The 13,210-nt window shown below is 37.7% G+C and carries 9 protein-coding genes; 2 read left to right on the top strand and 7 right to left on the bottom strand.

Translation table 11 applies throughout. The features are described from left to right. Positions 1-3,429: gliding motility-associated C-terminal domain-containing protein (locus QZT73_RS09935; protein WP_291787910.1), on the top strand; the 3,429-nt coding region annotated here is incomplete at its 5' end. A gap of 178 nt (positions 3,430-3,607) precedes the next feature. Then, positions 3,608-4,813: an MFS transporter gene (locus QZT73_RS09930; RefSeq protein ID WP_291785294.1), complete on the top strand. Its 1,206-nt coding sequence runs from the start codon at positions 3,608-3,610 to the stop codon at positions 4,811-4,813. A 69-nt stretch (positions 4,814-4,882) separates the two neighbouring features. On the opposite strand, the gene QZT73_RS09925 is transcribed toward QZT73_RS09930, so the two are convergent. From QZT73_RS09925 to purN, 7 genes are all read right to left on the bottom strand, one after another. Next, positions 4,883-6,031 (bottom strand): galactokinase, encoded by a 1,149-nt coding sequence (locus QZT73_RS09925; RefSeq protein ID WP_291787908.1) that lies wholly within the window; start codon positions 6,029-6,031, stop codon positions 4,883-4,885. Continuing rightward, complete coding sequence (locus tag QZT73_RS09920) at positions 6,028-7,098, bottom strand: aldose epimerase family protein (protein ID WP_291785290.1); 1,071 nt, start codon at positions 7,096-7,098, stop codon at positions 6,028-6,030. Before QZT73_RS09920 ends, QZT73_RS09925 begins: the two co-directional genes overlap by 4 nt. A gap of 35 nt (positions 7,099-7,133) precedes the next feature. Continuing rightward, positions 7,134-8,156: a LacI family DNA-binding transcriptional regulator gene (locus tag QZT73_RS09915; RefSeq protein WP_291785288.1), complete on the bottom strand. Its 1,023-nt coding sequence runs from the start codon at positions 8,154-8,156 to the stop codon at positions 7,134-7,136. Positions 8,157-8,181: 25 nt separating this feature from the next. Further along, positions 8,182-9,162, bottom strand: coding sequence for a M28 family peptidase (locus QZT73_RS09910; RefSeq protein ID WP_291785285.1), 981 nt, complete (start codon positions 9,160-9,162; stop codon positions 8,182-8,184). Beyond that, on the bottom strand, positions 9,152-10,645 hold the full coding sequence (gene cysS, locus QZT73_RS09905; RefSeq protein WP_291787906.1) for a cysteine--tRNA ligase: 1,494 nt from the start codon (positions 10,643-10,645) through the stop codon (positions 9,152-9,154). Before cysS ends, QZT73_RS09910 begins: the two co-directional genes overlap by 11 nt. Positions 10,646-10,848: 203 nt before the next feature. Next, the gene (purH, locus tag QZT73_RS09900) at positions 10,849-12,375 is read right to left on the bottom strand and encodes a bifunctional phosphoribosylaminoimidazolecarboxamide formyltransferase/IMP cyclohydrolase (protein WP_291787904.1); all 1,527 of its coding nucleotides are present in this window, start codon (positions 12,373-12,375) and stop codon (positions 10,849-10,851) included. Positions 12,376-12,486: 111 nt separating this feature from the next. Next, entirely contained in the window at positions 12,487-13,044 is a 558-nt protein-coding gene (gene purN / locus QZT73_RS09895; protein ID WP_291785279.1) for a phosphoribosylglycinamide formyltransferase, read from the bottom strand. Positions 13,045-13,210 lie beyond the last annotated feature (166 nt).

Raw genomic sequence — 13,210 nt, 5'->3', positions numbered from 1 at the left:
TTCTCTGTTGTAGGATTGGAGATAGGAAGCATGTTTTTCCCACATGAAGCAGAAAGTTTAAGATTAAATGAAGACGATTTTGTGCTGGAAGGTCCAGATGAACTTTGCCTTTATTATGGAAGTATTATAGGGGATTTTTTTGGAGGAGGAAGAGCAACAGACGTCTTTAGCTGGAGAATAATTGATCAAAATGGCAGTTTGGTTACGGAACGACAGGGTGCTTTTCAAACTTTTAGTTATACATTTTCAACTGATGGCATTTATACTGTTGAATTGAATATAAGAAGGGGAACCAATCAGGTATATTCAAATTCAAAAGAAATCATAATCAACCCTGGGGTAGATTTGGTTATTCAAAGTTCCTATTTAATATGTGATGGGCAAGGAGCAGAATTGACATTAATTGATCCGGGAAGTCCAGAAGTTAACGATTTTGTAATTGAATGGAAAAATGCTTCGAATGAGATAGTAGGAACAGGAAATGTAATCACCGTAAATCAGGTTGGTATTTATACTGCTGAATTTTACACTTTCAATGAAGATGGAGAAATAATTTGTCCTTTTTCAGTTGCAACAAACGTAAAGTTGCCACAAGATTATAATGTGAACATTTCCTCTTCTTCTTCATGCTTACGTTGGACCCCAATCACCTTAAATGCTGGAAGCAATATAAATGGTACATGGTATTACCGAAATTTGGACAATGGCTTAGAAGAGGTTTTGGGAAATGGAAATCAACTAACATTTAATGCCTTAGATTTAGATGGGCATGGTTTGTATGATATTATATTTAGAGTAGATAATTCAGACAATCGATTTTGTAAGGCGTCAGAAACAGTTCCATTTGAGATTTTTCCTTTAGCTGAAATTGATCTTGAAGTTTTTGAAACAGAGGATTGTACGATTAATAATGGAATTGTACAAATTCAGGCTCTTTCTGATATTGACCAATTGGTTCTTTTTAAGGGAGGGGTTTGGTTTATGAATTATGGAGATTTTGATCAAGGAGAGGAATTATCCATTGATAATTTAGAATCAGGAACTTACACAATAAGGCTGAGGAAAGGTACTTGCGAATCATGGATACCATTTAACATCGAAATTACTGAGATACCGTCTGACTTAAATGTTTTAAATATCCAAGTTCAAAGAGAAACCTGTAGTGATATTGGCAGAACAGATGGGAGTGTTACAATCTTTCTAGAAGAACCTTTCACAGGAACCCTTGAATTTTTTAATTCGATAGGCCTCAAACTACCCAATGATGAAGGTTTGTTTAATGTTTTTAATGAAAGTGAAATTTTAATTAATCTACCATCTAATAATTATTATTTTCAGCTGGAAAATGAAGAGAACTGTAGGTACTCTCATCCAGAGAGGATTTGGATTCCTACTACACCTCAAGTTGAGTTTAATATTCCTAGTGTTATAAATATTTGTCAATCATTCGATTTTATCCCACAAAGTCAACAAGAATTAGGCTATTCTTTGACCTATCCGGATGGTACTATTGTCGAAAGAAATTTTAACCAAGCATTCACATTAGATCAAGCCGGTGAATATGTTATTGTGGGTAAAGTTTTAAATGAAGAGACTGGTCTTTGCCCAAGACAAAGAAGTTTTTTTGTCAATGTGACCCAACCCGTGGAATATGAACCAATATTATTGAATGAAGACTGTTTTGGTAATAAAACATTTGAGGTTCAGTTTGCTGATCCAAATGTAGATATTAGTCAATTGAACATCCGTTGGTTTAATGAAAGTGACCAAGTAATTGGTACAGGCCGTTTTCTTTTTCCGACCTCCTTTGGGGAGTTTAAGTTGGATGTTCAACCACTGAATACTGAATCCTGTCCAATTCCCGCTAAGGTATTTGAAGTCCGAAGGCCGGTTTTGGAGCTGGATATTGATTTAAGGGCTACACCATTTTGTCCCTTTGACCCGACTTCTGTGATTTCTTTTGATACGGATTTTGATGAGGTAGATAGAATAAGATGGCTGGTTTATGATGAAGACGGAAATGGTATTGATCTGCCACAATTCGATGACTTGAATGAATTTACAGTGGAGGAGATTGGCGCATATGAAGTAGCACTTTTTAACGAATTGGGATGTGAAATAGGTAGAAAACTCATTCTTGTGGAAATCAGTGAAAACCAAGCTTTATTTGACATTCCTGAAAACCTCAATATATGTGATTCTTTCGAATTGGTTCCTGAAACTGAATTAGACTTAGTCTTCACAATAAAAACGCCATCCGGTCAATTATTGAGTATTGAAACTGGAGAGTCCTTTACATTTGATGAACAAGGTGTCTATGAATTTGAGGCAAATGGTGCAAATGAAGCGGAAAACCTATGTAGGATCATCAAAACAGTGGAAGTTTTAATAAATGAATCTATTACTTTTTTGCCTGAAATATATGAAGAAGATTGTGATGGTAAATTAATTTATTGGGCAAATATCGTTGATGCCAATCCGGATGAATTTGAATTCATCTGGTATGATCAAAACTTAGACAGTTTAAGTAATGGACAGTTTTTTGAGCCTGAATTTTTTGGGGAATTCTTTTTGGAAGTAAGGCCATTGGGAAGCCGTCCATGTCCTGATCCTTTTATCTCTTTTATTATTGATGAACCCGTGACTTCCGTAGATTTAGAAATAATTGGAGGGTTTATCTGCGAAGATCCAGGATTTACTTTACTTAGTCTTAATACCGAAGAAGACTCGATAGACAAAATTGTGTGGTATTATTTGGATCCCAATGGTAATAAATTGGAACTGACCCAATTTGAGAATGAATTGGTTGTCGCAATAGAGGAGGAGGGAGTATATGAGGTGGAAGCCATGAATCATTTGGGTTGTATCTTGGCGCAAGATGAAATTTTGATTTTAAAAAGTGTAGATGAAGTAAGGCCAATAACAGAAGATGAATACGTAATCTGTTTATTTTACGAAGCTGCAGAAATCATTGATCCAGGGTCTTTTGAATTTTATGAATGGGTATTTGAAGGAGAGGTGGTACATTCGCAAAGACTTTTTCAACCAGAAAGGCCAGGTCAGTACACTTTAACTGTTACCAATATTGAGGGCTGCCAATATTCCACTGAATTTACAGTAGTTGAGAATTGTAAATTTCAAGTTGTATATCCCAACGCTGTTCAACCTTTGAATGGTGAAAAGAATTTCATGGTTTATTCTAATTACTTGGTAGATGAATTGAGTATTTGGATTTATAATAAATGGGGCCAGCTACTTTTTTATTGTAGTGACAAGGATATTACAGATAGGAAAGCTTCTTGCATATGGGATGGCACTTTTGATGGAGAAAAATTACCTACTGGCTCCTATGTTCTCAAAATTCAGTACAAAAACCGAACTGATGAAACTTATCAAAATATTTCTGACAGTATTTTTATCGTAGATTGATAGGCTTAAAGGTAGAAAAGAAAGGAATTAAATTAAAATAATCCATTGGGAAAGAAGGTCTTATTGATATTTTTATAGATGGCAAAATAGTAATCCGTAATTTTTTTTATATTTTCCGAATAATTTAACCAATCATCCTATTTATTAAGTCAATTTAAACCTTTTAAACCCAACTACAATGAACGAAAACATCAATAAAGGAGCTTTGTTTAATGCAAGCTGCTTGGCACTTATCACAACAGCCCTATCCTTCTCCATCCGAGCAGGAATTCTACCCGAATTGGGAAGAGAATTTGGTTTAACAGCTGAACAATTAGGGTTTATCAATTCCATGTGGTTTTTAGGATTTCCCATATCAATGATTCTAGGAGGGATTTTCTATCATACTGTAGGCCCTAAAAATATCATGCGTATTGCTTTTATAACTCATACATTGGGTATTATTTTGACCATTTATGCCCAAGGATATGGATTGCTTTTGATTTCCACTTTATTTATTGGCTTTGGCAATGGTTGTACAGAAGCAGCATGTAACCCAATGATTGCGGACATGTATTCCGGAGTAAAGATGAACAAAATGCTCAATAGGTTCCATATGTGGTTCCCTGGAGGAATTGTTATAGGAAGCCTTGTTTCTAAATTCATGACTGATAGCGGATTTGGATGGCAGGCACAAATGTGGGTAATTATGATTCCTACGATAGCATATGCTGTTTTGTTCTTTGGTAAGACTTTCCCGAAACCAACGGTAGAAGGAGTTACATCTTTGGCAAGTAATGTAAAGGCATTATTTTCCCCTGTTTTTATTTTCTTATTTATTTGCATGGCATTGACAGCAATTTCAGAATTTGGTCCTCAACAGTGGGTAAATATTGTGATGAGTGAAAGTGGGGCAAGTGGAATGTTAATTCTCGCATTGACAACCGGTGTAATGGCAGTGGGGAGATTCTTTGCAGGGCCTGTAGTAAAGACACTCGGACAAACTGGAGTACTTCTGGGAGGGGCTATTTTTGCTACCTTGGGAGTATACTTATTCAGTGTAGTAACTGGTCCGATGGCTTATTTCGCAGCAATTATTTTCGCAATAGGCGTTTGTTATTTTTGGCCAGTAATGGTGGGAGCTGTTGCGCAAAGAGTTCCTTTGAGCGGTGCCCTAGGTATGTCAATCATTGGTGGAGTGGGGATGTTTTCAACCGCAATTTTTCAGCCAATTATAGGTAAATGGATTGATACAGCTAGACTTGTACACGATACAGAGCTTGCTGCCGGGCAAGCTACTTTATTGAAAATGGTCTCTTTTCCTGGAATATTGATCGTTTTGTTTATCATTTTCTTTATTTGGCAAAAGAACGCCAAATCAACAGAGGTGATGACCGCTCATTAAAAATTCAAAAGCAGTCCCTTGGGACTGCTTTTTTTTATGTTTTTGAACTGTAAATTCTATCATGGACGGCTAAATCAATCTTGTTCCTTCCTCTAACCTTACTTGATAGAATTTAGGGGACTTCATAAAGCGGTGATCATAAGCAGAGGTGATTATTCTTTGAAACTCTTCTTGAAAGTCATTCCTGATAATATTTATTGTACAACCTCCAAAACCGCCGCCCATCATTCGGCTGCCCAAGATTGCATCCAAAGGCTTTGTAAATTCTACCAAAAAATCAAGTTCGGGACAGCTTACACCATATTTATCACTTAGCCCCAGATGTGAGGCATACATTAATTCCCCAACCTTTATTAGGTTACCTTCCTTTAAGGCCTCAGAGGCTTCCATAACCCTTTCATTCTCCTCAATGACATAAATTCCTCTTCCCAAAACCTCTTCTTCAATAAAAGGCACTATCTCATCTAAGTGTTTCAATTTTAGGTCCCGAAGAGATGTTATGCCCACTTGGTTTTGTTGTGCCAGCAATACAACCTCTGCGCAATCAAATCTTCGACTGTTATAAGCAGAATCAGCCAAGGAATGCTTTACCTGAGTATCAACGAGTAATAATTGATAGTGCTCCAAATTAAGGGGGAAATAGTCGAATGATAAATCTCTACAGTCCAGCCTGATGACATGATCTTTTTTCCCCATGACAGAGGCAAATTGATCCATAACGCCGCATTGTACCCCTGCAAATAAATTTTCGGCCTTTTGGGCGTAATGAATTAAGGAATGCTTGGGAATATCAAACTTAAACAATTGGGATAAACCGAAACCTGCCGCACATTCCAAGGCCGCAGAGGAGGACAATCCAGCTCCAATAGGTAAGTCTCCTCCAAAAACCATATCAAAGCTTTTAACTGGATAACCTGCCTGTTGCAATTGGGAGATAATCCCCATGATATACGTTGCCCAATGTCCTTTTTTTGGAGCCAATGCCTCCAAATGAAAGGTAAATTCTTCTTCAAAATCTATGGAGTATACCCTGCAAATTGACAGATCATTGGCAGCTAAAGCCATATAAATTCCCAAGTTAATGGCTGCAGGCATGACAAAACCCTCATTATAGTCCGTATGTTCACCTATCAAATTAATCCTGCCAGGAGAAAAGCATACTGTCTTTTGCTCATGCTGAAATACTTCCATGAATTTTTTGATGACCTGAGCTCTCATTCTTCTACAGAAAATGCAAAAACTGTCCTTGATTTAAACACCTCACCCGGTAATAAAAGAATTGTGGGAAATTCAGCATGAGTAGGCGCATCCGGGAAATATTGAGTTTCCAGACAAATGGCGGCTCTTTTATCAAATGGGGAGTTGCCTTTGCCCTTGAAAGATCCATTCAGATAATTTCCGGTATAAACCTGAAGCCCTGGCGCTGTGGTAGATAATGTAAGTGTCCTTCCCGATTTGGGATGATGCAGGATTGCAGACTTTTCAGAGGGGTTTAAAACAAAGCAATGATCAATTCCATTTGCCAGTTTAAGCTGATCGTTTTGCTGATGAAGATGGGCCTCAATTAAAGAAGGTCTTCTAAAATCAAAGGGAGTTCCTGCGACATGTGCAATTTCACCGGTAGGTAGGCTGTTTACATTGACAGGCAGGTAATGTTCAGCGTCCACCCAAAACTCATGGTCTTCAATGTTCTTTGAAAAATCTCCACTTAAATTAAAATAAGCATGATTGGTAGGGTTGACTATAGTCTTTTTATCTGTAATTGCCTTATAACTGATTTCAAAGGAACCGCTGGCATCCAGAGTATAGGTTACCCAAGCTTCAACTGTGCCAGGATAGTTTTCTTCTCCGTCTGGACTTTTATAAAAAAAGGTTACCCCTGAGGAATCGTCGGTTTCAAATGGTTGTGCTATCCAGATTTTTTTATCCCAGCCTTCCATTCCCCCGTGCAAATGAATTCCTCCTTGATTTTTTGGCAAATGATATGTTTTGCCATCAATGGAAAATTGATTTCCAGAAAACCTGCCGGCTACTCTTCCTACTGTCGATCCTAGATAACAATAATTATCTAGATATTCTTGATGTAAATAACCTTTTAAATCATCAAACCCAAGAACAACATCTTCCAGATTCCCATTTTTGTCTGGAATGAATAGATGTGTCCAAGTGGCCCCATAGTTCATGAAGGAAATACTGATTTTATTTCCCAAACTTAATGTGAATAAAGTAATTTCTTCACCTTCGGGAGTTTCACCAAATCGCTTTGATTCCAAAATAGGTGTCATAGGCTCAATAGGGTTTACTTTAATTCTGTTCTTAGTTAAGCTTTTTTGGATGAATTTCTTGGAACAAGCGTAGTATGCAATATAAATGATTGGGGTTCATCCGAAACCAAGTCGTCCAGTTGATCCAGCAGGTGATTGGCTGCAATTTGGCCCATCTCATAACCAGGTTGAGAAACTGTTGTCAAAGAAGGTTCAATTACTGCCGAGGTAGGATTATTGGTAAAACCTGCCAATGCAATATCATTTGGGATTTTGATTCCTCTCTCTTTTAAAACCATCATGATATCTACCGCCAGTGGGTCAATCATTGCGAATACTGCATCAGGCCTATCATTACTTTCCAACATTTTTAATGTCATTTCGCGATTCATTTCGGCAGTAAGGTCAGTTACATAGATTTTACTATCACTTTCAGATATTCCAAACTCGGCCAATGCAAGCAAATATCCCTCTTTCCTTTTTTTACTGATATATAAGTCTTCAGGGCCTGAAAAATAAGCCACTTTTTTACAACCCTGTTCAAGAAGGTGCTGCACTGCCAAATAAGCACCATGTGCATCATCCACTGTTACTCTTGAAACGGGTATTTCTTCTGTAACCCTATCAAACATCATAAATGGAATCTCACGATCATATAATTCCCTTAGATGATCGTAATTTTTTGTTTCCCTACTGAGGGAAATCAATAAACCATCCACTTGAGAAGAGACCAGAGTCCTTACGTTGGCTTTTTCCTGTTCATAGGATTCGTTGGATTGGCAAATCATTATATTATAACCTCTTTTGTAAGCGGTGTCCTGAATGCCACTGATATTACTGGAAAAAAAGTGTGAAGTCAACTCGGGAACAATTACCCCTAAAACTTTGCTTTTACTGATCCTTAGACTTTGTGCCAACAAATTATATTGATAATTCATACTCTTGGCCATTTCTACAATCCGCTTTTTGGTTTCTGGATGTAGTTCAGGGGAGTCTTTAAGCGCCCTGGAAACAGTTGAAACAGAAACCCCCAGCTTTTTGGCAATTTCTTTCATTGTAACCTGATGCCCTTTTTTCATGGTTGTATGTGGTTATGGAATTAAATTATTCCTGAAACAGCGTGAACAAAACTGTCTGACCTACGGCTTTTAATGTCCGCCGATCTATGATATCCATATTGTCCAAATGGGTATGGTGGTAATGGCCAAACCCATAATTTGGAGAAAACTCAACAATATTAATCATTGGAATTTTTGCATCTCGATTTACAAAGACGTGGTCATCAATAATTTCCGGAGCGTCTTTTGCTATAAAGAAGTCTGAATATCCTAATTCTGAAGCAAAATTCCATACTTTATTAACAATGTTTTTAGCATATCGCATGGAATAGCCTTCTCTATAGAATCTAGCACCTTTTGCTCCGACAAGATCTACCAAAATACCATAATAGGCCGAATATCCTGGTTGATGCGGTGTTTTTGACCAATGTTGAGATCCTAAACACCACCAAATTTGATTATTGTTTTTGAAATTGCTGTGCTCAGGTTCTCCATCATCTTCACCGTCAAACAGAATAAAATCAATACCAATTTCAAGGTTTTCTTCCAGAGCGGAAATAATCCGGGCGATTTCTAGAAGTACACCTACCCCGGACCCTCCATCATTGGCTCCATCTATAGGCTCATCCATTCTTTCGGTGTCCTTATCAGCAATCCTTCGGGTATCCCAGTGAGCCCCTAGTAAAATCCTTTTTTTGGCAGAGGGATTATAAGATGCAATAATATTGGTCAAATCCCAAGTGAGATTATCGTAAGTTCTGGCTTGGAAATCCTGTGTTTTTACTTCCAACCCAAAGCTTTCAAATTTCCTTATCAACCAATCTCTCGTCTTTCTATGGCCATCGGTATTAGGTACTCTTGGACCAAAGTCTACTTGCTTCTGGATAAAGAAATAGGCTGAATCTGCATTAAAATCGGGTGTCGACCTGAAAACTATCGGTTCTTGGATACCATCACTAACTTTATCTCCACTGCAGGACCAAAATATAGCTACCAGTAAGGACAATAATAACAACTTACTCTTCATATGCCCAATCAATTTTATCTTTCATGTCTTTGACTACATAGCCCATTTCTTTAAGACCAGCTCTTATTTCATCAACTTTATCATAATTTCTTGCTATTTTGGCTTCACCATATATTTTCAGCAAAACATTGATAAGTCCTTCTTGGGTCTCGGGTTGTTCCTCCTTTAACCCCAGGATTTTTTCCACGAAAATAATGTAAGTATTTATCATTTTCTGAAAAATAGTTTCCCCAAGTACACCAGGCTTCAACTGTCCCGTGTAAAAGGAATTTATTTTTTTCAATAGATTAAACACATGACCGATGGCTTGAGCGGTATTAAAATCATCATCCATAGCCCTGTAGGCATTTTGAATACTGCTTGTTACCTGTCTGACTTGTTCCTCATCCAAGTGGACATTTTCCTCATTGACATATTTCAGTTTTTTTGCAATCTGTAGTCCATTGATGATTTTTTTAAACCCTTTTTGAGCAGCCTTCAGTGCCTCATTGGAAAAGTCCAATGTAGATCTGTAGTGTGCAGTTAAGATAAAAAACCGAATGGTCATGGGACTGTACGCCTGTTCCAATAACTTATGCTCTCCTGTAAATAATTCCTGTAGGGTTATAAAGTTGCCCAATGATTTCCCCATTTTTTGCCCATTGATGGTAATCATATTGTTATGCATCCAATATTTTGCAGGATCTTGATGGTTACATGCATTGCCTTGGGCAATTTCACATTCATGATGAGGAAACATAAGGTCCATCCCCCCCCCGTGTATGTCAAAATGTTTACCTAAATATTTTGATGACATGGCTGTACATTCTAAATGCCAGCCAGGGAAACCAAGCCCCCATGGTGAATCCCATTTCATAAGGTGTTCTGGTGCAGCTTTTTTCCAAAGTGCAAAATCAACAGTATTTCTTTTTTCTCCCTGCCCATCTAAATCACGTGTTCCCACCATCAATTCCTCCAGAACCCTTCCGGAAAGTTTCCCATACTTTTCTTTTTCATTGTACTTCAAAACATCGAAGTAAACGGAACCATTGACTTCATAAGCAAGGCCTTCTTCCAATATTGAAGTTACCAAAGCTATTTGCTCAGGAATATGACCCGTTGCCCTGGGTTCAATACTAGGCTTAATAGTATTCAAAAGCTCCATATCCCTATGATAGGTATCAGTGTATTGCTGAGCGACTTCCATGGGTTCTAATTGCTCCAATTTAGCTTTTTTCGCAATCTTATCTTCCCCTTCGTCTGCATCACCTGTCAAATGACCCACATCCGTGATGTTTCTGACATACCTCACCTTATAGTCTAAATAACTTAGATACCTATAAACTGTGTCAAAAGTAATTGCAGGACGGGCATGACCCAAATGGGCATCCCCATAAACAGTAGGCCCACAAACATACATGCCTACAAAAGGAGAATTAATGGGTTCAAAATTTTCTTTCTTTCTGGAAAGGGTATTGTAAATTTTAAGTTGGTGTTGTTTCATCTTAAACTTGTACGCTAAATAGAAATGAAAGTGACATTTTAATAAACACTTTCTACCAATTTACGCAATTTTCAGGGCTGTTAGCGCTGAGTTGCAAATTAGCAGATAGAATCCGGTAAATAAAAAAACCATCGAGGTTTTACTGTTGAAACCCCAGATGGTTTTGTGTCCATTAAATAACAGGTTATCTTCTTTAATATCGTTTAATGTTTAAAATGCCTTACTCCCGTCATGACCATACTCATGCCATAGGCATCACAATAATCAATAGAATCTTTATCCTTAATAGATCCTCCCGGCTGTACCACCGCATTGATACCTGCACCATGAGCAATTTCTACGCAGTCAGGAAAAGGGAAAAAGGCATCAGAAGCCATCACTGCACCTTTGAGGTCAAAACCGAAAGACCCAGCTTTTTCTATGGCCTGTTTCAATGCGTCCACCCTAGAGGTTTGGCCTACCCCTGATGCAAAAAGCTGATTGCTATTGCTCAGTACAATGGTATTGGATTTGGTATGTTTACAGATTTTAGCAGCAAAAACCAAAGCCTTTTTCTCTTCATCCGAAGGTGCCACTTTGGTCATAACTTTAAAGTCAGCTATGGTTTCGGTCTTTAAATCTTTGTCTTGTTCAATAAATCCATTAAGTAATGTTTTGACCAGTTTTGTTCCCGGAGCAGCTATTTTTTGGAGCAAGAGTATCCTATTCTTCTTGCTTTTTAATAATTCCAATGCATCATTTTCGAAAGAAGGAGCTATTAGTACCTCAAAAAACAGGCTGTTCATCGTTTCTGCTGCAGCCAGATCCACAGTTTGGTTAGTTACCAGTACCCCACCAAAAGCAGAAGTGGTATCAGCAGCGAAAGCCTTCTGATAGGCTTCTTTTACTGTAGGAGCAATTGCTACACCACAGGCATTGGTGTGCTTAAGAATTGCGAAGGCGGTTTCTCCTTTGAATTCGGCAATCAATGCTACGGCAGCGTCAATATCGACCAAGTTATTGTAAGACAATTCCTTTCCATTCAATTGATCAAACATTTCATTCAGATCACCAAAGAAATGGGCTGCTTGGTGGGGGTTTTCCCCATACCGGAGTGTCTTTGCTTTATTTTCAGAAATCTTTAAGGCTTTGATGTCCTCTGTTTGATTAAAATACTTAAAAATATGAGTATCATAATGAGAAGATACCTGAAATGCCTGAGTTGCAAAATACCTCCTATCTTCAAGGGTAGTAGCCCCACTTTGAGTTTTTAGTTTTTCTTCTAATTCTCCATACTGGGCTTTAGAAGCGATGATAACCACATCTTTGAAATTTTTAGCAGCAGCACGGATAAGGGAAATTCCACCGATATCAATTTTTTCGATAGTATCTGCTTCTGAAGCACCTGATGCAACTGTTTCTTCGAAAGGATAAAGGTCTACTATTACAAGGTCAATGGCGGGGATGTCAAATTCTGTAGTTTGACTTACATCTCCTTCATGCTCCCTTCTATGCAGGATACCTCCAAAGATTTTTGGATGAAGCGTTTTGACCCTTCCTCCAAAAATTGAGGGATACCCGGTAAGTTCTTCCACTGGGATTACTTCGGCATCCTGATCCTCAATAAATTTTTGGGTACCACCTGTAGAGTATATTTTGACTCCATGTTGCTTCAATAAGGCAATGATGGGTTCAAGATTGTCTTTGTAATAAACGGAAATGAGTGCAGATTGAATTTTTTTACTGGCCATGTTTTTTGAAATACAATAAAGACATAGACATAAATTAGCTTTTGTCAGATGCCTTATGGTTCTATTTTGGTGAGAATTTTTTCAAGTCGCAAAGGTAGGAAAATCAAGGCATTATAGTAGACTTTCGATCACATTTGGGAAGTATTTGTACTCTAATTGATGTACTTTTTTTGCAATAGCCTCTGAATCATCTTCAGGACTGATGCTTACAGCAGCTTGAAAGATAATTTTTCCCTCATCATAATTTTCATTTACCAAATGAATAGTTATTCCTGTCTGTTTATCCCCTGATGCTTTAACCGCCTCATGTACTTTTGTACCATACATTCCTTTCCCTCCGTATTTGGGCAAAAGTGCTGGATGTATATTGATTATTTGGTTGGGATAGGCATGCAATAAGTTGTCTGGGATTTTCAGCAAAAAACCTGCAAGCACAACAAAATCTACTTTGTTCTCTTGAAGCCTTTTGGTAACGCCTCCATCCTCCATTTCTGTTTTGTTAAAAATAAAACTGTCAATTCCGAATTTTCGGGCTCTTTCAAGAACAAAGGCCTCTTTTTTGTTAGATCCAATCAATATAACTTTGCCCTTTTGTGAACCCTGGAAATATTTCATGATTTCCTCAGCATTGCTGCCATTACCGGATGCTAATATGGCGATTTTCTTCACGCTACACCTCTTTGTTAATCCGATCAAAAATAGGGATATGTAACAAACTCTCCAAAATACGATCGTATTTTAAAATCGTAAGAAAGGCTCTTTTTTCTTTTTCGCTCTATACGCAATGTATTTTGGATTGTTTCTAAATTAGAAATATAATTTGATTATTTTAAAT

Origin of the sequence: Cecembia sp. (genome assembly GCF_007126775.1) — a bacterium.
Taxonomy (GTDB): domain Bacteria; phylum Bacteroidota; class Bacteroidia; order Cytophagales; family Cyclobacteriaceae; genus Cecembia.
This window is presented reverse-complemented; position numbering and strand designations above follow the sequence as displayed.